Source organism: Azospirillum sp. UENF 111221, assembly GCF_058780625.1.
Window position 1 is genome coordinate 56,104 of sequence record NZ_JBSNCH010000003.1, and the last position, 19,441, is coordinate 75,544.

Sequence of the window (19,441 nt, forward strand, 5' to 3'; positions counted from 1 at the left end):
GCCGGGGGCATTGTCGTTCCATCTTCACGAGAGGCACCTTCCCCGTGCTGCACTGGCTTACCCTGATGGCGGACTCGCTTCCGTCGCTGCTGTGGGCGGCGCTGGTCTTCACCGTTCCGCTGACGCTGGCCTCCTTCGCGTTCGGCTTGGTCGTCGGGCTGGCGGCGGCGGTGGTCCGGCTGTTCGGGCCGGCTCCGCTGGCCGCCATCGTCCGCTTCTATGTCTGGATCATCCGCGGCACGCCGCTGCTGGTGCAGTTGTTCCTGATCTTCTACGGCCTGCCCAGCGCCGGCATCGTGCTGGACGCCTTTCCGGCGGCGCTGATCGGCTTCACACTAAATGTCGGCGCCTACACCTCCGAGATCATCCGCGCCGTCATCGGATCGGTGCCGAAGGGCCAGTGGGAGGCCGCCTATTCCATCGGCATGAGCTGGTCGCAGGCGATGCGCCGTACCATCCTGCCGCAGGCCGCCCGCGTCGCCGTGCCGCCGCTGTCCAACAGCTTCATCTCGCTGGTGAAGGACACCTCGCTCGCCGCTGCCATCACCGTGCCGGAGCTGTTCCAGGCCGCCCAGCGCATCGTCGCCACCAGCTACGAACCTCTGATCCTCTATGTGGAGGCGGCGCTGATCTATCTCGCGCTCAGCTCCGTGCTGTCGGCGTTGCAGGTCCGGCTGGAAAAGCGGCTCAACCAGTATGGCGGTTTTCTGGAGGCCAAGTCGTGATCCGGCTGTCGAACATCGAAAAGCGCTTCGGCGACCTCACTGTGCTGAAGGGCGTGTCGGTCACCGTGGCCGAAGGTCGCGTCACCGCCCTGATCGGTCCGTCCGGCGGTGGCAAAAGCACGCTTTTGCGCTGCATCAACCTGCTGGAAATCCCGACCTCCGGCAGCGTGCGCATCGGCGAGGAGGAGCTGTCCTTCCAGCCCGGCGGCAAGCCTGGATGGAAGGACATCCAGCGGCTGCGCCGGCAGACCGGCATGGTGTTCCAGAACTTCCAGCTTTTCCCGCACCGCACCGCGGTCGAGAATGTGATGGAAGGTCTGGTGACCGTGCAGAAATGGCCGGCGGAGAAGGCGCGCGACCGCGCCATGGCACTGCTGCGCAAGGTCGGCATGGACCACAAGGCCGATGCCTGGCCGGCGACCCTGTCGGGTGGGCAGCAGCAACGCGTCGCCATCGCCCGCGCCCTTGCCCCGTCGCCACGCGTCCTGCTGTGCGACGAGCCGACCTCGGCCCTCGACCCCGAGCTGTCGGGCGAGGTGGTGGAGGTGCTCGGCACCTTGGCGGCCGAGGGCACCACCATGGTGATGGCGACCCATGACCTGCGCCTCGCCTCGCGCATCGCACACGAGGTGGTGTTCCTCGACGCCGGGCAGGTGGTAGAATCCGGACCGTCGCAGACGCTGTTCACCCATCCGACCCGCGAACGCACCCAGCGCTTCATTGCCACCCTGACCCAGCAGGGACAGCAGGGCGAGGGCGTTTGAGCTTTGCCTTCGGGCATCTCGGGATGGCGGTGCAGGCGTAATTCGACAGTGGAATGCCCCTACACCGCCTTCCACGATGACAGTTCAGAAGATGTTCGGACCAAATCCGCAGCTGAGTGTTCATGACCACTCAGGAGAGTGATAGCATCAGCTGGTCTACAGTGGTGACCCATACTGAAAACGTCTGGCCTTATACGTACTATAACCAAAGATACTTTATATCTGGTCGCAGGATTATAACGGATTTTACCACTTATTCGCCGAATCTGTGAAAATGCCTCACTATTGCCCCAGCTGTCTTGACCATCTTGGCGCCGCATCAAAACCGCTAAGGATACGGACCAATGGCCACGACCTCCGGGAACTCGACCATCACGGTGAGCGCGAAGGGCACCCTCGACGCGCATTTCAACCTGCTGGTCGACGGCAAGAAGATCGGTGAGGGCACCACGGATGCCACGGCCAAGGATTTCGTCTTCAAGACGGACATCGTCGAGGGCCAGGGTCACAAGGTGCAGGTCCAGTACGACAATGATGGCATCTTTCACGGGACCGACCGCAACCTGATCGTCAACGAGATCACGATCAACGGCAAGTCGGTCCTGCCGACCGACGACCATGTCACCTATGACAAGGGTGCCCTGGACGGCCGCGACGTCGCCGACGGTCAGGCCGGCATGTGGTGGAACGGCACGCTGGTCGTCGATGCCGACAAGAGCTATTTCCCCACCTCCAGCGTGACGCCTCCCACCATTCCGCCGGTCAGCGAAGTGCCGTCGACCGACCCGACGCCGTCCACCCCGGCGCCGACCGTGCCGAAGCCGACCGATCCGGGATTCTATGTCGCCACCAACGGCAAGGACAGCTGGTCGGGCAAGCTGGCCGCCCCGAATGCCGACGGCACCGACGGCCCGTTCGCCTCGCTGCAGAAGGCGCAGGCCGCGATGCGCGCCGACCCCAATATCGACACCACCTACATCCGCGGCGGCGACTATCACCAGAACGGGATGTGGCTGGACGGCCAGGATTCCGGCGTGACCTTCACCAGCTACGGCAGCGAGAAGGCGGTGATCCACGGCGGCTCCAACGCCACGGTTTCCTTCGGCCTCGGCGGCGCCAAGAACGTCACCATCGAAGGCCTGACCTTCGCCGATGGCGTCGTGGGCGGCCACTATGTCTTCGCCGACAACGCGTCCGGCCTGACCTTCGCCAACAATGCGGTCAAGGGCGGCGGCTACGGCATCACGGTGCAGAACAGCGCCGACAGCAAGGTCGTCGGCAACCAGTTCGACAGCACCGGTGCTGAGGCCATCTTCGTCAAGGCCGGCTCCAACTCAACGGTCGTCTCCGACAACCACATCACCCACCCGAACGCCGCCGACCGCGGCGATGCCGGCATCTGGATCAACGGCAGCTCGGACGTGCAGGTCACTCACAATCTGGTCGAGGATTCGCCGGAGAAGGCCATCGCCGTCGGTTCGGTCCAGACGGACGGCAGCGATGCCACCCACCGGGTCACCATCGCCAACAACAAGGTGGTCGACGCCAATCTGGAGTCCAACGACGGCGGCGGCATCTACCTGATCAACCGCCAGCAGGATTTGACCGACCACACCGTCATCAACAACGAGGTGACAGGCACCACCGCGACCAACCCGTCGGGCGATGTCGCCAGTTGGGGCATCTATCTGGACGACTGGACCAGCGGCGCCACGGTGAAGGGCAACATCGTCCACGGCAACATCGGCGGCGTGTTCCTGCATGGCGGCTGGGACAACAAGGTCACCGAGAATGTGATCGCCGACAACAGCGGCGCCCAGATCGGCCTTCAGCAGCCGGTCGCCTGGAGCGGCTGGCAGGGCCACCAGATGAGCGGCAACGACATCTCCGGCAACGTCGTCGATGTCCGTGACGGCACCGCCGTCCACATCTACGGCCCGGCCGATGTCGGCAACATCCACAACAACTTCTACAGCAACCTCGACACTTCCAAGGACATGTTCGACGTCTGGCCGCAGGTGATGTCGGGCGGCGGCAAGGGCGATCTGGCGGAATGGAAGGCCGCCGGCTACGACAACGGTTCGGTGCAGCTGGACCCGAGCTTCGTCAATCCGGGTGCGCACGATTTCAGCCTGGCATCGGACTCCGCGGTGTATGGGCTGGGCTTCGACCATATCCCGACCCACGACATCGGGTTGCTAGGCTGATCGCAGCCGGTCGCTTCCGAGCATAACGATCCGATCAAGCGCGGTCCTTCGGGGCCGCGCTTTTTTCTTGCCGACTTTGTGGCCGACACCGGGCAGCAGTCCGCCGAATTGATTGGGGACACCCTTGAATGCGTCGCGCTCTCCATCTATCTACCATCCACACGGATGGTGAATGGATGGCGTAGCGATGGGCGAAATTGAACAGAGCGTGAAACCGAGGACCGGCGACAGCGAGAAGATCACGATCAATCTCGGCTATATCGACCTCGGCCACATCGACCTGCTGGTCGAAGAAGGCTTTTATTCCAACCGCACCGACTTCATCCGCACCGCCATCCGCAATCAGGTCGACCGGCACGCCGATGTCGTCCGACAGACGGTGGCACGCAAAAGCGTCGATCTCGGCCTGCGCCACTTCACCCGAGCGGAATCTCGAAGCGGCTCAGGCGGCGGGACAGATGCTGGAAATCCGTGTCCTCGGACTCGCCACCATCGCCCAGGACGTGACCCCCGAACTGGCCCGCTCCACCATCTCCTCGCTGAGCGTGCTGGGCGCGCTGCATGCGCCCACCGCGGTCAAGGCGGCCCTCGCCGACCGCATCCGCTGAAAGTCTTTCGGCTCGGGCCACCGCCTGTGCCCGCTGCGAACCAGGAAAGTATGGACATGCGCCACACCAATCCATCCGGCATGCTTCCCGGCATGGCCGAAGCCGCCCGCCTGACCCGGGCCGGCAAGCTCGACGAGGCGACGACCCTCCTCCAGCGCCTGCTGCGGGGGGAAGGCAAGGGCGAGACGGCACCGGTGTCTGCACCGGACACAACCGCCGCCGGGGCCACCCTGGAGGGGGAGTTCGTAAGGCTCGACCCGACGCCATCGGCAAAGGACGCCGGCCCGCCGCCCGCCAACGGCAGTGCGAGGCAAAGGTCCGGAGCCAAGCCGCGCACCGGACTGGGCGAGACCCTGCGCGGCCTCGCCGCCCGCTTCACCCCGAACGGTCTTCATGGCGGCGCCCCGCGTCCGGCACCCGACCCACTGCCGGACGGGGCATCCTTCGCAACGCTTTCCTACAGCGGACCGGCCGGGACACGGGCCTACAAGCTCTATGTGCCGGCCGCGGCAGGCGACGGACCGCGCCCGCTGGTGGTGATGCTGCACGGTTGCACCCAATCGCCCGACGATTTCTCCGCCGGGACCCGAATGAACGCCTTTGCCGAGCGGCATGGCATCCTCGTCGCCTATCCCGAGCAGCCGGCTTCGGCCAACGCACAGCGCTGCTGGAACTGGTTCAAGCCTGAAGACCAGCGGCGCGACCAGGGCGAACCGTCGCTGCTTGCCGGCATCACGCGACAGATCATGCGAGACCATCGGGTCGATCCGGAACGGGTCTACATCGCCGGACTATCGGCCGGCGGTGCAGCGGCAGCGACCATGGCGGTGGCCTATCCGGACCTCTACGCCGCAGTCGGCGTGCATTCCGGCCTGCCGGCCGGTGCCGCGCAGGATCTGCCGTCCGCCCTCGCCGCGATGCACCAGGGCGGCAGCCGAAGCCCGCGGGTGGCGATGCGGGGTGACCGCAGGGTGCCCACCATCGTCTTTCACGGCGACCGCGACCATGTCGTCCATCCCAGCAACGGCGACGGCGTTGTCGCGCAGACGACCGGTGGAACTCCTCTGCAATCGGAGGCGCGGCAGGGCCAAGCACCGGGCGGCCACGTCTTCAGCCGCAACATCCTCCGTGCCCCCGATGGCCGGACCCAGTGCGAGCACTGGACGATCCATGGCGCCGGGCACGCCTGGGCCGGCGGCAGCCCATCCGGCTCCTATACCGACCCGAGCGGTCCGGACGCGTCGGCGGAAATGCTGCGCTTTTTCCTGGAGCATCGGCTAGAGACGCCCCCGCGCTGAGCAGCGTCGCAACCGATACAGCCACCAACGCGATGCAGAGACCGGGGTCAGCCCCGGTCCTTCACCGCGCCGATCAGGAACTCCTTGTTTCCTTCCGGCCCGGTGATCGGGCTTTCGGTGATGTCCAGCACCCGCCAGCCGGGCAGCGCATCCAGCCAGCCACGGATACGGTCGCAAACCTCCTGGTGCAGTTCGGGTTCGCGCACGACGCCGCCCTTGCCGACGCGGCCTTTGCCGACCTCGAACTGCGGCTTGATCAGGGCAACCAGCCGCCCGCCCGGCACCACCAGATCGAGCGCGGCCGGCAGCACGATCTCCAGCCCGATGAAGCTGGCGTCGCACACCACGAGGTCGATGGGGTCGGGGATTTCGGCGGCGGTCAGGTGGCGGGCATTGGTCTTTTCCAGAACCGCCACGCGCGGGTCGGTGCGCAGCTTCCAGGCCAACTGGCCGTGGCCGACATCGACGGCATAAACCTTTGTGGCTCCGCGGGTCAGCAGCACATCGGTGAAGCCGCCGGTGGAGGCGCCGACATCGACCGCGGTCAGGCCGGTGGGGTCGATGGCGAAGACATCCAGCCCTTTGACCAGCTTCAGCCCACCGCGCGACACCCAGGGATGGTCCTGTCCCTTCACCGCCAGCGGGGCCTCCGCCGCGATCTGGTCGCCAGCCTTGTCGATGCGCCTGGTATCGGAATAGACCAGCCCGGCCAGGATCAGCGCCTGCGCCTTGGCACGGCTTTCCGCCAGCCCGCGCTCCACCAGCGCCACATCAACCCTCACCCGTGCCATGCCGCCGCCCTTCGCAATCCCGCAATGGCGCATTCCTGACGCGGAACGGCCGGAAGGGCAAGCCCCGCCTCCCGGAAGGCACGTCGGACACCCAATCAGGCGAAGGTCAGGCGGGCGGGAACTCCACCACCACGCGCGTGCCGTAGGGGCTGCTGTCCGCCGTCAGTTTGCCGCGCAGCTGGCCGACAAAGGCACGAACCACCTTCAACCCCAGCGTGGTCGCACGGGACAGGTCGAGGCCGGGCGGCAGGCCGGCGCCGCGGTCGACCACCTCCAGCCGGATGCTGCCCCCGTCGCCGCGGCCAAGCCGCACGTCGATGGCTCCGGGCGTGCCGGCGGGAAAGGCATGGCGCGCCGCGTTGCTGACAAGCTCGCTGACGATCAGGCTGAAGGGAATGACCGCCTCGGCCGGCATTTCGGTGGCGTCGGCAGTGACCTGAACGCGGTGGGTACCGGGCAGCGTCGCCTCAAGCTCCTGGCACAGCTCGCGCAGATGGGCCGCCATGTCGATGGTGGCGGCGCGCAGGGAGCCATGGGTGCGCTGATGGGCTTGGGTGACGATGCCGACGCGGCCACCGGCGCTCTGCAAGGCCCGCCGCACCTCCGGATCCTTGCTGGACAAGGTCTGAAGGGTCAGCAGGCTGGAGACCAGCTGCAAGGTGTTCTTCAGGCGGTGGCTGACGTCGCGCAGGCGTCGGTCATGCTCGGCCACCAACTCCGGCGTTTCCTCCGCTGTGACGATCAGGCCGCGGACGACGCCGTTGACGCCCAGCATCGGGGTGACGCGGACATCCCAGAAGCGTTCCCCCTCGGTCGAGCGGTCGCCGGCGGCGCGGTGGCGCTGGGGCTGTGCGGTCCGCCGCGCCTCGGCGAGCATGGAGGCGGCCAGGGCCGGGAAGCGCTCGGTCAGGCTGGTCCCAGCAACAACGCCCAGCGCCCGGAACGCGGCATTGGCAAAGGCGCAGCGATCGCCATCTCCTTCCACCAAAGCGGTGGGCGTCGGCGTCTGATCCAGCAGACAGCGTAGCATCGCAGGATCGTCGATGCCGGCACCACCGGCCGCAACGTCGGTGCCGACCACCCGTTCCGCTCCCGGATCGGCGCCGAACTCCGCGTTACGGAATGCCGTGACCGCCATGATATGCGCCATCGCCCCTGACCCCGTAGCCATCCTGCCGTTGGCTCGTCCCTCCGGTGTCGGCGGGCTACCATTTCAGCCTGGATAGTGTAAGGCGTGGCTTGCGCTCCGCACCAGCCCAACAACCCGAAACCTTGCTAGACAAATGGCATTACGACGTTCGGAAGGCGTAACACCATTGAAGGTCACGCGCGGGCGGCAGCGCTCTCGATTCCCAACGCCTGCAGCGCCGTATGGACAATGTGCTGGGCGCTCAGGCCGGCGGTCTCATACTGCTTGGCCGGCGAGTCGTGGTCGAGATAGACATCGGGTAGAACCATCGGCCGGATTTTCAGCCCGCCGTCGAGCAACCCGCTCGTGGCCAGGAATTGCAGCACGAAGCTGCCGAATCCACCGACCGACCCCTCCTCGATGGTGATCAGAACCTCATGCCCCAGGGCAAGGCGGCGGACCATATCCTCGTCCAGCGGCTTGGCGAAGCGGGCATCGGCCAGCGTCGTCGACAGGCCGCGCGCCGCCAGCTCCGCCGCCGCGCGCCGGGCTTCGCCCAACCGGGTGCCGTAGCTGAGGATGGCGATCTTGGTGCCTTCCTGAAGAATGCGGCCCTTGCCGATTGGCAGGATGCTGCCGCGGTCAGGCAGTTCCAGCCCCACACCCTCGCCGCGCGGATAGCGCAGGGCCGAGGCGCGGTCGTCGATGGCGGCCTGGGTCGCCACCATGTGCATCAACTCCAGCTCGTCCGCCGCCGCCATCAGGACGATGTCGGGCAGGCAGCCGAGATAGGCGGTGTCGAACGACCCGGCATGGGTCGCCCCGTCGGCGCCCACCAGACCGGCGCGGTCCAGCGCGAAGCGCACCGGGAGATGCTGCAGCACGACGTCATGGATGACCTGATCGTAAGCGCGCTGGAGGAAGGTGGAATAGATGGCGCAGAAGGGCTTGAACCCCTCCGTCGCCATGCCGGCGGCGAAGGTCACTGCATGCTGTTCGGCAATGCCGACGTCGAAGCAGCGGTCGGGGAAGCGCTCCCCGAACAGGTCCAGCCCGGTGCCCGACGGCATGGCGGCGGTGATGCCGACGATGCTCGGATCGACGGCTGCCTCGGCGATCAGGCTCTGGGCGAAGACGCGGGTGTAGGTCGGGGCGTTCGACTTCGGCTTGGACTGGGCGCCGGTCACCACGTCGAACTTGGCGACGGCGTGCAGCTTGTCGGCTGACTCCTCCGCCGGGCCGTATCCCTTGCCCTTCTTGGTGACGACATGGATCAGCACCGGCTTGTCGTCGTCGGCATCGCGGACGTTCTGAAGCACCGGCAGCAGATGGTCCAGATTGTGCCCGTCGATGGGACCGATGTAGTAGAAGCCCAGTTCCTCGAACAGGGTGCCGCCGGTGACCATGCCGCGGGCATATTCCTCCGCCCGGCGGGCGGCGTTGCGCAGCGGGCGCGGCAACTGGTCGGCGATCTCCTTCGCCAGATGGCGCAGGGACAGGTAGGGCTTGGACGAGATCAGCCGCGACAGATAGGCGCTCATCGCACCGACTGGCGGGGCGATGGACATGTCGTTGTCGTTGAGGATGACGATCAGACGCGACTTGGTCGAGGCGGCGTTGTTCATCGCCTCGTACGCCATGCCGGCGCTCATCGAGCCGTCGCCGATGACGGCGATGACGTTGCGTCGCTCGCCCTTGATCTTGCTGGCGACCGCCATGCCGAGGCCGGCGGAGATGGAGGTGGAGCTGTGACCGGCGCCGAACGGATCGTATTCGCTCTCCGACCGCTTGGTGAAGCCGCTGAGGCCCCCGCCCATGCGGAGCGTGCGGATGCGGTCGCGCCGACCGGTCAGGATCTTGTGCGGATAACACTGGTGCCCGACGTCCCAGATGAGCCGGTCGTAGGGCGTGTCGAACACGTAATGCAGCGCCGCCGTCAGCTCGACCACCCCCAGCCCGGCGCCGAGATGCCCGCCGGTCACCGAAACGGCGTCCACCGTCTCGGTGCGCAACTCGTCTGCGAACTGGCGGAGCTGCTCGGGCTTGAGAGCCCGCAGCTTGGCTGGCGTCGGACAAAGGTCGAGCAGCGGGGTCTTGGTGGCGGTCACGTCGTGATGGTCCTCAAAGCTCTGGTCAGGCGCGGCGCGCGACGACGAAGTCGGCGACGGCCTTCAACATATCGGCACGCCCATCGAAAATGTCCAAGTGCTGCGAAGCCTGATTGGCAAGCATTTCCGCCTGGGCACGGGCGCGGTCGCGGCCGAGGATCGACACGAAGGTCGCCTTGCCCGCCTGGGCGTCGCGGCCGACGGTCTTGCCGGTCTCCTCCGCCGTGCCTTCCACATCGAGCAGATCGTCGACGATCTGGAAGGCGAGGCCGAGATCGTGGGCATAGGCACGCAGGGCGGTGCGCTGCGGCGGGTTCGCCTTGCCCAGGATGCCGCCGGCCTCGCAGGAGAAGGCGATCATCTCGCCGGTCTTCATGCGTTGCAGCCGGGTGGTGGTCCCCAGGTCGAACGTCTCATGCTCCGCGATCAGGTCCAGCATCTGGCCGCCGACCATGCCGTGGCCGCCGGCCGCCTTGGCCAGCGCCGTCACCAGCTGGCAGCGGATGTTGGGGTCTTCGTGCGTCGCCGGATCGGCCAACACCTCGAAGGCGAGCGTCAGCAGCCCGTCGCCGGCCAGGATGGCGGTCGCCTCGTCGAACTGGCGGTGGCAGGTCGGCCGGCCGCGCCGCAACTCGCCATCGTCCATCGCCGGCAGGTCGTCGTGGACCAGCGAATAGCTGTGGACCATCTCCACCGCCGCCGCGGCGCGGATGGCGCAGTCCGGGTTCACCCCGAACAGGGCGGAGGACTGCATCACCAGGAAGGGGCGCAGCCGCTTGCCGCCATTCAGGCAGCCATAGCGCATGGCGTCGAACACACGCGCCTCAGCCAGATCGGTGGTCGGCAGCAGGGCGCCGATCTTCATCTCGACGGCCTGGGCGATCTCCGCCATGGCGGACTTCAAATCGGATTGGGGAATGGTCTGCACGTCAGTCGATCCGGGCGGGTTCGGTGCCGATGGAGCCGTCGGCGCTTACGGTGATGCGGTCGATCTTGGCCTGCGCCTCGCGCAGTTTCATCTCGCAATGACGCTTCAGCGCCGTGCCCCGCTCGTAGGAGGAGATGGCATCGTCCAGCTTGCCGCGACCTTCCTCAAGCTGGCGAACGATCCGCTCCAGTTCGGCGAGCGCATCCTCGAAACTGAGGGCGGCGATGTCGGGCGGAATGGGAACAGAAGCGGCGGAAGGGGGCATGTCGGGCAGAACCATCGATGGAACCTCAAGCCCGCGAAGGTATGCCCCGCCCTCGTCGGGCGCAAGGCCCGAGGCACTCCCGTACCCCGGCCCTTGCGGACTATGTTCGGCCGCTGGGCAGCCTATGCGTTCGGGCAGAGCTACCCCTTTCGGGAGACAAAGCCTGCCGTCCCATGGGGAACGCTCCGGTCAGCAGTACATCAGTTCCCGCACATGGGCCGCACTCGCCGAGGCCAGGGCGCGAAGGTTGTAGCCCCCCTCCAGCACCGAGACGATGCGTGCGCCGCAATGGGTGCGGGCCAGTTCGCCCAGCTTGCGCGTGGCCCAGACGAAATCGTCGTCGATCAGGTGCAGGCCGGCCAGCGGATCGCGCGAATGGGCGTCGAACCCGGCCGAAATGATCAGCAGGTCGGGCTTGAAATGGTCGATGGCCGGCAGGATGACGTGCGTCATCGCGTGGCGGAACTCGGGCGATCCCGCCATGGCAGGCAGCGGCGCGTTGACGCAGTTGCCGTACTCGCCCTTCTCGCCGGCATCGCCGGTGCCGGGATAGAGCGGCGACTGGTGGGTCGAGCAATAGAGCATGTCGGGATCGAACTGCAGGATGTCCTGCGTGCCGTTGCCGTGATGGACGTCGAAGTCCATCACCGCCACGCGCTGCAACCCATGGACGGCGCGGGCATGGAAGGCGCCGACGGCGGCGTTGTTGAACAGGCAGAATCCCATCGCCTTCTCCCGCTCCGCATGGTGGCCGGGCGGGCGGACGGCGCAGAAGGCGTTGCGCGACTGGCCGGTCGCCACCGCATCGACCGCGGCGCAGACGGCGCCGGCCGCGCGCAGCGCCGCCTCCCCCGATCCGGGCGAGACGACCGTGTCGGCATCGACGCCCGCATGCTCCACATCGGGGATCAGGGACAGCACGCGGTCGATGTGCGACTGCGGATGCGCCCGCAGAAGCTGTTCAACCGTGGCGCGCGGCGCCTCCTGCCGTTCCAGCATGTGGAACTCCTCCGTCTCCAGTGCGGCGAGCACGGCGCGCAGGCGGTCGGAGCATTCGGGATGACCGAGACCCGTGTCGTGCTCCAGGCACGCCGGGTGGGTGAACAGGGTGGTGAACATCGATTTTTCGGTCGTTATCGTTGGTTTTCGGGCGGTAAAGGCGGCGTTTCCGAAAACCATTCTTCCCGCATCGCTAATGAAAGTACAGGCTGAATCCAGGACGATTTGTCACAGCCCACTTTCGGGAGCGGAGGCAATCCGTGACACGGCAAGATTGGGGTACGAACGGATGCGATGCCAGCGGCGCCGCGGCCGGCCGTTCGGGTCAGGCCGCGCGCTCGATGACGAAACGCAGGATGCCGTCCTCCTCCACGACCGACAGCAGGCGGTTGCCTGTCGCCTCGCAAAAGGCGGGAAAATCCTTGCGGGCACCGGGATCGGTCGCCTCCACCGTCAGGGTGTCGCCGATGGCGATGGCCTTGATCGCCTTGCGGGCACGCAGGACGGGGAGCGGGCATTGCAAGCCCTTGGTATTCAACGGATGGTCGGTCATGGGAAAAATGCTACCCGACCAGCCATCTGCTGTCACGATGCATGGTGGGAGGGCTGCAAAGCCCAATGCGGTTGATTATCGATCACAACCGGTGGCTGATACAGCCCCATCGCCTTTGCTTCGCGATGCGAGAAAAAGCTGGAGCACAGTGAGGATCGCGACGCTCAAGCCTACGGTGGCACCAAGCAGCGGCATGTTCCGCATGCTGGATTCCCACAGGTGGACAAATCCCGTGAGGTACGAATATACTAGGATACGAGCATTTTTCTTTGCCAAGCCGCGCAACGACGGCTCGGGCGCAAAACGAATTGGAACGGACAGGGCGACGGTAAAGCGATGAAGATCGAGGATTTGCAGGCCAACGCCCGCCGGGCGAGTGCGCTGTTGAAGGCGATGTGCAACGAGCGGCGCCTGCTCATCCTGTGCCATTTGAGCCAGGGCGAGCGGTCGGTGGGCGAACTGGAGGATCTGGTCGGCCTCAGCCAGTCGGCGCTGTCCCAGCATCTGGCCCGGCTTCGCAACGACAATCTGGTCCGCACGCGGCGCAGCGCCCAGAACATCTACTACTCGCTGAACGGGCATGAGGCGCAGACCATCATGACCACGCTGCACGGCCTTTACTGCACGCAGGCCGCCGAGGATGTCGCCGAAACGTCGGACGACGAGGAGCGCGACCTCGACCAGACCACCGGCCGTTCCGACCTGCGCGCCGCCGCAGCCGGCTGACCGCCCGAGACCGAACGGGCGCCGCCGATCGAGCGCCCCATCGAGCGCTCTCGACTGTAAGCTGCGGGCCTCAGCCGCGCGACCGCAGCGCCGCGGTCGCCAGCGCCACCCAGCCCAGCATGAGGCACCATCCACCGGCCGGCGCTGTCATCGGCACCGGCAGCGGGCCGACCGTCGCCAGCGCATAGAGCGTGCCGCAGAACAGCAGGATCCCGGCGACGAACAGCCAGCCGGCGATCCGCAGAGCCAGACCTCCCGTCCCGCCGCCCTCCATCCGTCCGCTCCCCATCCGCCCACCGAGCGCCACCAACAGGACGAGCGCCAGCGCATGGGCCAGCTGGTACTGCCCGGCGATGCGGAACCATTCCTGGGCCTGCGATTGGGCGGCCAGCGCGTGGCTGGCATAGGCGCCGGTGCCGACCGCCACGGCGCCATTCAGCGCGGCGAAGACGATCCAGATGCGGTCGATCAGTCCCAAGGGGCGTCCTTCCCGTTCCCATGCCCCCGGCCCATGTGCAGGGCCGGGAGGCGGTGCTATCCTGTCGCCTGTCTACACGCAGGCCCTGCGCCCGAGCAAGGAAGCACAATGTCCTCTCCTGCATCCGCTTCCCTGGTCAGCGCGCCCCTGGTCAGCATCGTCACGCCCACTTGGCAGCGGGAGGAGTTTCTGCCCCGCCTGCACGCCTGCATCCAGGCGCAGACCCATGGCGAGATCGAGTGGCTGGTGTTCGACGACAGCCCGCGTCCCTCGGCCTATCTGAAGCCGCTGGCGAATCCGCGGCTCAAATATTTCTACTCTCCCAGCCGCTACGCCATCGGCGAGAAGCGCAACATCCTGGCCGAGCATGCCAGGGGATCGGTGATCGTCCACATGGACGACGACGATTTCTACGCTCCGGTCTATGTGGAGCGCATGCTGGGCTGGCTGGAACAGGGGTACGATCTCGTCAAGCTGTCGGGCTGGTTCCTCTACAGCGTGCCGCACCGGCGCTTCGGCTATTGGGATACGGCGCGCGGCGGATCGCACCATCGCTGGGGCCGGCAGACTTGCGACCATGTCGAAGCGCCGGATGCACCTGCCTCGCCCGACAACCTCGACGGGTATGGCTTCTCCTACGCCTACCGCCGGCCGGTCTGGGAGACGGCGCGCTTTCCGGCGGTGAACGCCTGCGAGGATGCGCCTTTCGTGAAGGCCGCCCGCCAGCGCTTCCGCGTCGGCGCCTTTCCGGATGCGGAGGGGCTGTGCCTGCACACGCTACATGCCCGCAGCACCAGCCTGTGCCTGCCGCAATACGAGCTGCCGCCGCTGCTGGTCGAGCGGCTGTTCGGCCCGGAGGCGGCCGCCTACACCTGAACGTCGAGGAACATGCCGCGGCGGTAGTTGCGCGGCAGGGTCAGCACGCCGTTGACCACCAGGGCAGCGAGTTCGCGCAAGGTCGGAACCCGCTGACGCCCCTGCTGGACAACGCCCTCCGCACGGGCGCGCGCACCGGATGCGGGAACGCGCCCGCCACCGGAGTCGGGGCGGATCGGCTCGTTCGAACGGTCGCCGGTGCGTCGGGTCTCTACCATGCCCGATCATTTACCATAAATGCCCGGAGCGGAAAAGAGGGGCCACGGTGACATTCGCGCGCCCGCCCCTCATAACCAAAGCGATATGACGAAATCTTTTGCGACCGGGTGGAATGAAAGCGGGAGGGGCGACGTTCATCGGCTCATGAGGGGACAAGATACCCCCGACACCAGGAGGACGCCGGAATGACTGGCCGCATTGGTACTGGATTGAAAGCCGTGGTTCTGGGCGCTCTGGTCGCCGGATCGATGCTGGGTGCTTTCGTCGGCACGGCCGCCGCCCATGATGGCTGGCGTGACGGCTGGCGGGGCGATCGTGGCCGCGAATGGCGCGGCGGACCGCCGGACTGGCGTGGCGGGTGGGACCGCCCGCATCACCGCCACTGGCGGGAGCGCGGCGGTTATTACGCCCCGCCCCCGGTGATCTATGCGCCGCCGCCCGTGGTTTACGCACCGCCCCCGCCGCCGCGGGTGATCTATGCCCCGCCGCCCGTCGTCTATGCGCCGCAGCCGGTGGTTCCGGGCTTCGGTCTCAGCGTCAACATCCGCTAATCCGCCGCTGACCGCACACCGGCACCGAAAAGGACGGCTTCCGGCGGAGCGCCCACCGCATTAAGGTGCGCGCCGTTCGGTAAAGCCGCCCCGCCGGGGCGCAGCAGCCAGGGAGACGGCATTTGCGGGTTCTTAGTGTGTGCGCCGCGGTGGTGGGCAGCCTTTCGATCGCCTGCGGGATCGCGACCTCCGCCAGCGCGGCCGAGCCGCGCCTGATGGCGGCGCTGGGCAACACCGTGCTGACGATGACCGACATCGGGCCGAAGCACACCCAGGTGGCGGTGAACGACAAGCCGGTGTTCGACGACAAGGAAAGCGACCTGCTGTCCTTCGTCGGTGCCTATTCGATGAAGGACCGCTGGATCGCCCTGTTCCAGTCCGACACCGGCGCCAAGGACTGCCCGACCCGCTTCCGCATCCTGGAGGTCGGCGGCCCGCAGCCGACGGTCTCCTATCCCTTCGGCTCCTGCAGCGACGCCGCCCAGGTCACCATCGACAACGACACTCTGACGGTTTCCATGCCCCAGCCGGGTGGTGGAGCTGACGCCGCCTGGACCTACCGCAACGGCAAGATCGGCCGCAGCAAGTAGACGGCGACCGGTGCGGGACCTGCGGCCGAGGCCATGCTGGGTCCCGTATCCTTCGCCACACCCTCGATTGACGACGACAGGCGCAGCTTTTAAGGTCCGGACCTCCGCACATTCCCGTTCCGGGACAGGAAGTTCGCCCCAGAAAGTTCGCCCCATGACTTCCAGCAGCGCCAGCCGGCCGAGCCGCCGGCCCAACACTCCGCTCTTCTCCTCGGGTCCCTGCGCGAAGCGTCCGGGCTGGTCGCTCGACGCGCTCGACGGCGCGCTGCTCGGCCGCTCCCACCGCTCCAAGCCGGGCAAGGCCAAGCTGAAGGAGGTCATCGACCTCACCCGCGCGGTGCTGGGCATTCCCGGCGACTACCGCATCGGCATCGTCCCGGCTTCCGACACCGGAGCGGTGGAGATGGCGCTGTGGTCGATGCTGGGCGCCCGCGGCGTCGACATGCTGGCCTGGGAAAGCTTCGGCAAGGAATGGGTGACCGACGTCGCCAAGCAGCTGAAGCTGCCGGACGTCCGCAACCTGATCGCGCCGTATGGCGAGTTGCCGGATTCGTCGACGGTCGATTTCAGCCGTGACGTCGTCTTCACCTGGAACGGCACCACCGCCGGCGTCCGGGTGGCCGACGGCGACTGGATCGCCGACGACCGTGAGGGGCTGACCATCTGCGACGCCACCTCGGCCGCCTTCGCGATGGCACTGCCCTGGCACAAGATCGACGTCGCCACCTGGTCCTGGCAGAAGGTGCTGGGCGGCGAAGCCGCGCACGGCATGCTGGTGCTGAGCCCGCGCGCGGTGGAACGGCTGGAGAGCTATCAGCCCGACCGGCCGCTGCCGAAGATCTTCCGCATGACCAAGAACGGCAAGCTGATCGAAGGCATCTTTGAAGGCGACACCATCAACACCCCGTCGATGCTCTGCGTCGAGGATGCCATTGACGGCCTGCGCTGGGCCCTGTCGCTGGGCGGCCTGACCCAATTGGTTCTCCGGTCGGAGCAGAATTTGCGGATCGTCTCCGAATGGGAGGAGGCCAGCAGCTGGGCCGGCTTCCTGGCGAGGATTCCGGCCAACCGCTCCTGCACCTCGATCTGCCTGCGCTTCACCGATCCGGAGGTGACCGCCCTGTCGGAGGAGGCCCAGGCCGCTTTCGCCAAGAAGCTGTCCGCCCTGCTGGAGAAGGAGGAGGCCGCCTTCGACGCCGGCTCCTACCGCGATGCGCCCCCCGGCCTGCGGCTGTGGGGCGGCGCCACCGTGGAGAACGAGGATATGGAGGCGGTCCTGCCCTGGCTCGACTGGGCTTTCGCCACCGTGAAGGCCGAGACGATCGGTCCCAAGCAAGGCTGACGCCGGAACGGGCATAGTCGGGCCAAGCGCAAGCCGGACTGTCGTCCACAGCATCTTCCGCAGCCATCGAACGGCCCTGCCGTGGCACAACCGCCACAGCGGGGCTTTTCGTGTGGGCTGGCGTTGTGCTTTGCAGCAAAGGATCCGGCCAAGCAACCGTTCGTACACAGCAGCATTTCTGCACCAGTGTGACCGGCGTGACTCGCGTTCGAACCTCACAAGCTTGACCATGGTTATCCACAGAACCGTGGACAAGGTGGTGGATAACCCTGTTGAACCATCGGTCCCGCCTGTCCGGAAACTGTCATGGAGGAAGCGCTGCCGATTCGCCCTCGCCGTCGCCGGACGGAGCACGCCGCTTCCCCTGTTGGGGGGTCACCCTATCCCGAAGATGGTCTGGCAAGCTGCCGGTTGTCTCCCGACTTCTCGAAGGGGATTTCCGGCGACCCTGCTGCAACGCGGCAAAGCCGGTGCAACGAAGGAAGGGCTTGGACCGACCATGGCGCATTACCTCATCACCGGCGGCTGCGGTTTCATCGGCTCGCATCTGGCCGACCGGCTGCTGGCCGACGGGCATCGGGTGACGATCCTCGACAACCTGTCGAGCGGCAGGCTGGAGAACAAGCCAAGCGCCGCGAAGCTGGTGGTGGGCGACGTGGCCGATCCCGACGCGGTGCGCGAGGCAATGGCCGGCGATGCCGGCGAGGGGGTTGACGGCGTCTTCCATCTTGCCGCCGTGGCGTCGGTCCAGAAATCGCGGGAGCTGTGGGCGGAAACCCACCGCACCAACCTGCTGGGCACCGTCACCGTGTTCGAGGCGGCGCGTGACGCCAAGCGCGGCGGTCCGATCCCGGTGGTCTACGCCTCCTCTGCCGCCATTTACGGCGACAACAGCAACACCCCGCTGAATGAAGACGAGCTGCCGCGCCCGCTGTCCGCCTATGGCGTCGACAAGCTGGGATGCGAGATGCACGCCCGTGTCGCCTGGACGATCCAGGGGGTGCCGACGGTCGGCTTCCGCTTCTTCAACGTCTACGGCCCGCGCCAGGATCCGATGTCGCCCTATTCCGGCGTGATCTCCATCTTCGCCCGCCGGGTCGCCCGCGGCGAGGATGTGGAGATCCATGGCGATGGCCAGCAGGTCCGCGACTTCGTGTTCGTCGGCGACGTGGTGCGCATCCTCGCGCTGGCGATGGAGCGGCGCTTTGCCGGCGCGCAGGTCTACAACCTCTGCACCGGACGCGCGACCTCGCTGGTTATGCTGCTGGAAGTGTTGCAGGAACTGTGCGGCAGCAAGGTTCGCCGCAGCCACACCGAACCGCGGGCCGGCGACATCCGCGTGTCGATCGGCGACCCGTCGCTGCTGCGCTCCACCTTCGACACCGTGTGCCAGGTCGGCCTGCTCCAGGGACTGAGCGCCACCCTGACCGGCCGCATGCCTTGAGGTTGGATCCGATACCGGGGTATGAGGGGGCGGATTAAACTCCATCTCCCGCCCCGGGAGAGGACGCCGCCATCAGGATGAGCGCACCATGGCCCGCCGCCGATCCCTTCCCATCCGGGCGCTGCTGATCGTCCTCGCGATCCTCGCCGTCGTCGCGGTGGCCGAGCGGCTCCACATCATCCCGCCCGGCACCCTGGACCGTCTGCTGGGCGAGGAAACCCACCGCCCGCGCCAGCCGCGCAAGCAGGAGCCCGCCGAACCTCCGCCGTCGGTCGTCGCCCGCCCCGCCGACCGGATCGACTATGCCGAGGTCGCCCGCCAGCTCGACGGCATCCGGGTGGAACCCGAAAAGCGCAAGGGCTATCAGCGCGAGGAATGGCCGCACTGGCTGGCGCTCGACGGCGGCTGCCTGAATGCCCGCGAGAAGGTGCTGATCCGCGATTCCCGCCGCCCGGCGACGCTCGACGCCAAGGGCTGCGGCGTGAAGTCCGGCGACTGGCTCGATCCCTACACCGGCGAGCGCTACACCGACCCGCAGATGGTCGACATCGACCACCGCGTGCCGCTGGAGGAGGCCTATGCCAGCGGCGGCTATGACTGGAGCCGGAGAAGCGCGCCGCTTACGCCAACGACACCAGCGATCCGCTGACCCTGCTGGTTTCCAGCCGCGAGGCCAACCGCGCCAAGGGCTCCAAGGGGCCGGAGGAGTGGCTGCCGCCCAAGCGCGACGGCATCTGCCTCTATGTCGCCGACTGGGTCCTGGTGAAGGCACGCTGGAGCCTGACCATGGATGAGCGGGAACGGGTGACTGTCGGCAACATCCTGAACGACTGCCGCGCC

The 19,441-nt window shown here is 67.0% G+C and carries 21 protein-coding genes and 1 pseudogene; 13 read left to right on the top strand and 9 right to left on the bottom strand.

Annotation, left to right across the window (positions count from 1 at the left end; genetic code table 11):
* The first annotated feature begins 44 nt into the window (after positions 1–44).
* The 6 genes and pseudogenes from ACWPN3_RS08730 (at position 45) to ACWPN3_RS08755 (ending at position 5,602) form a co-directional block, all read left to right on the top strand.
* Positions 45–725, top strand: a complete 681-nt coding sequence (locus tag ACWPN3_RS08730; protein WP_492243005.1) for an amino acid ABC transporter permease — start codon at positions 45–47, stop codon at positions 723–725.
* Positions 722–1,489: an amino acid ABC transporter ATP-binding protein gene (locus ACWPN3_RS08735; RefSeq protein ID WP_492243006.1), complete on the top strand. Its 768-nt coding sequence runs from the start codon at positions 722–724 to the stop codon at positions 1,487–1,489. The genes ACWPN3_RS08730 and ACWPN3_RS08735 overlap by 4 nt, the downstream gene beginning before the upstream one ends.
* A 344-nt stretch (positions 1,490–1,833) precedes the next feature.
* Positions 1,834–3,696 (top strand): right-handed parallel beta-helix repeat-containing protein, encoded by a 1,863-nt coding sequence (locus ACWPN3_RS08740; RefSeq protein ID WP_492243007.1) that lies wholly within the window; start codon positions 1,834–1,836, stop codon positions 3,694–3,696.
* A gap of 187 nt (positions 3,697–3,883) precedes the next feature.
* A pseudogene (locus ACWPN3_RS08745) lies at positions 3,884–4,057 on the top strand (CopG family transcriptional regulator); the annotation flags it as partial.
* 97 nt (positions 4,058–4,154) lie between these two features.
* Complete coding sequence (locus tag ACWPN3_RS08750; protein WP_492261417.1) at positions 4,155–4,304, top strand: hypothetical protein; 150 nt, start codon at positions 4,155–4,157, stop codon at positions 4,302–4,304.
* A 56-nt stretch (positions 4,305–4,360) separates the two neighbouring features.
* Positions 4,361–5,602 carry an extracellular catalytic domain type 1 short-chain-length polyhydroxyalkanoate depolymerase gene (locus ACWPN3_RS08755; protein ID WP_492243009.1) on the top strand — a complete coding sequence of 414 codons (1,242 nt, stop codon included), beginning with the start codon at positions 4,361–4,363 and terminating at the stop codon, positions 5,600–5,602.
* Positions 5,603–5,649: 47 nt separating this feature from the next.
* On the opposite strand, the gene ACWPN3_RS08760 is transcribed toward ACWPN3_RS08755, so the two are convergent.
* The 7 genes from ACWPN3_RS08760 to ACWPN3_RS08790 all read right to left on the bottom strand — a co-directional run bounded on the left by ACWPN3_RS08760 (position 5,650) and on the right by ACWPN3_RS08790 (position 12,375).
* Positions 5,650–6,393, bottom strand: a complete 744-nt coding sequence (locus ACWPN3_RS08760; RefSeq protein WP_492243010.1) for a TlyA family RNA methyltransferase — start codon at positions 6,391–6,393, stop codon at positions 5,650–5,652.
* A 106-nt stretch (positions 6,394–6,499) separates the two neighbouring features.
* Complete coding sequence (locus ACWPN3_RS08765; RefSeq protein ID WP_492261259.1) at positions 6,500–7,543, bottom strand: sensor histidine kinase; 1,044 nt, start codon at positions 7,541–7,543, stop codon at positions 6,500–6,502.
* Between the two features lie 173 nt (positions 7,544–7,716).
* Complete coding sequence (gene dxs / locus ACWPN3_RS08770) at positions 7,717–9,630, bottom strand: 1-deoxy-D-xylulose-5-phosphate synthase (RefSeq protein ID WP_109448695.1); 1,914 nt, start codon at positions 9,628–9,630, stop codon at positions 7,717–7,719.
* 25 nt (positions 9,631–9,655) lie between these two features.
* Complete coding sequence (locus tag ACWPN3_RS08775; protein ID WP_109452966.1) at positions 9,656–10,522, bottom strand: polyprenyl synthetase family protein; 867 nt, start codon at positions 10,520–10,522, stop codon at positions 9,656–9,658.
* Between the two features lie 37 nt (positions 10,523–10,559).
* Positions 10,560–10,838: an exodeoxyribonuclease VII small subunit gene (locus ACWPN3_RS08780; protein WP_109448697.1), complete on the bottom strand. Its 279-nt coding sequence runs from the start codon at positions 10,836–10,838 to the stop codon at positions 10,560–10,562.
* A gap of 174 nt (positions 10,839–11,012) precedes the next feature.
* A complete protein-coding gene (locus tag ACWPN3_RS08785) occupies positions 11,013–11,942 on the bottom strand; it encodes a histone deacetylase family protein (RefSeq protein ID WP_085086121.1) in 930 nt (309 codons plus the stop codon).
* A gap of 205 nt (positions 11,943–12,147) precedes the next feature.
* Positions 12,148–12,375 (bottom strand): sulfurtransferase TusA family protein, encoded by a 228-nt coding sequence (locus ACWPN3_RS08790; RefSeq protein WP_109448699.1) that lies wholly within the window; start codon positions 12,373–12,375, stop codon positions 12,148–12,150.
* Positions 12,376–12,711: 336 nt separating this feature from the next.
* On the opposite strand from ACWPN3_RS08790, the gene ACWPN3_RS08795 reads away from it, so the two are divergent.
* The gene (locus ACWPN3_RS08795) at positions 12,712–13,101 is read left to right on the top strand and encodes an ArsR/SmtB family transcription factor (protein ID WP_109448701.1); all 390 of its coding nucleotides are present in this window, start codon (positions 12,712–12,714) and stop codon (positions 13,099–13,101) included.
* A gap of 70 nt (positions 13,102–13,171) precedes the next feature.
* Here the strand turns inward: ACWPN3_RS08795 and ACWPN3_RS08800 are convergent, their stop codons facing one another.
* Entirely contained in the window at positions 13,172–13,579 is a 408-nt protein-coding gene (locus tag ACWPN3_RS08800; RefSeq protein ID WP_109448703.1) for a DUF423 domain-containing protein, read from the bottom strand.
* Between the two features lie 108 nt (positions 13,580–13,687).
* Between ACWPN3_RS08800 and ACWPN3_RS08805 the strand changes: the two genes are divergently transcribed.
* Complete coding sequence (locus tag ACWPN3_RS08805) at positions 13,688–14,455, top strand: glycosyltransferase family 2 protein (RefSeq protein WP_492243012.1); 768 nt, start codon at positions 13,688–13,690, stop codon at positions 14,453–14,455.
* Here the strand turns inward: ACWPN3_RS08805 and ACWPN3_RS08810 are convergent.
* On the bottom strand, positions 14,446–14,673 hold the full coding sequence (locus ACWPN3_RS08810) for a hypothetical protein (protein ID WP_109448707.1): 228 nt from the start codon (positions 14,671–14,673) through the stop codon (positions 14,446–14,448). The two genes, ACWPN3_RS08805 and ACWPN3_RS08810, sit on opposite strands and share 10 nt — an antisense overlap.
* A gap of 186 nt (positions 14,674–14,859) precedes the next feature.
* Here ACWPN3_RS08810 and ACWPN3_RS08815 point away from each other — a divergent pair, with 186 nt between their 5' ends.
* The 5 genes from ACWPN3_RS08815 (at position 14,860) to ACWPN3_RS08835 (ending at position 19,250) form a co-directional block, all read left to right on the top strand.
* Positions 14,860–15,225 (top strand): hypothetical protein, encoded by a 366-nt coding sequence (locus ACWPN3_RS08815; RefSeq protein ID WP_492243013.1) that lies wholly within the window; start codon positions 14,860–14,862, stop codon positions 15,223–15,225.
* 122 nt (positions 15,226–15,347) lie between these two features.
* Positions 15,348–15,815, top strand: coding sequence for a hypothetical protein (locus tag ACWPN3_RS08820; RefSeq protein WP_247872736.1), 468 nt, complete (start codon positions 15,348–15,350; stop codon positions 15,813–15,815).
* A gap of 154 nt (positions 15,816–15,969) precedes the next feature.
* A complete protein-coding gene (locus tag ACWPN3_RS08825) occupies positions 15,970–17,157 on the top strand; it encodes a phosphoserine transaminase (RefSeq protein ID WP_492261260.1) in 1,188 nt (395 codons plus the stop codon).
* Between the two features lie 499 nt (positions 17,158–17,656).
* Positions 17,657–18,601, top strand: a complete 945-nt coding sequence (locus ACWPN3_RS08830; protein ID WP_492243015.1) for an SDR family NAD(P)-dependent oxidoreductase — start codon at positions 17,657–17,659, stop codon at positions 18,599–18,601.
* An 88-nt stretch (positions 18,602–18,689) separates the two neighbouring features.
* Positions 18,690–19,250, top strand: coding sequence for a hypothetical protein (locus tag ACWPN3_RS08835; protein WP_492261261.1), 561 nt, complete (start codon positions 18,690–18,692; stop codon positions 19,248–19,250).
* Positions 19,251–19,441 lie beyond the last annotated feature (191 nt).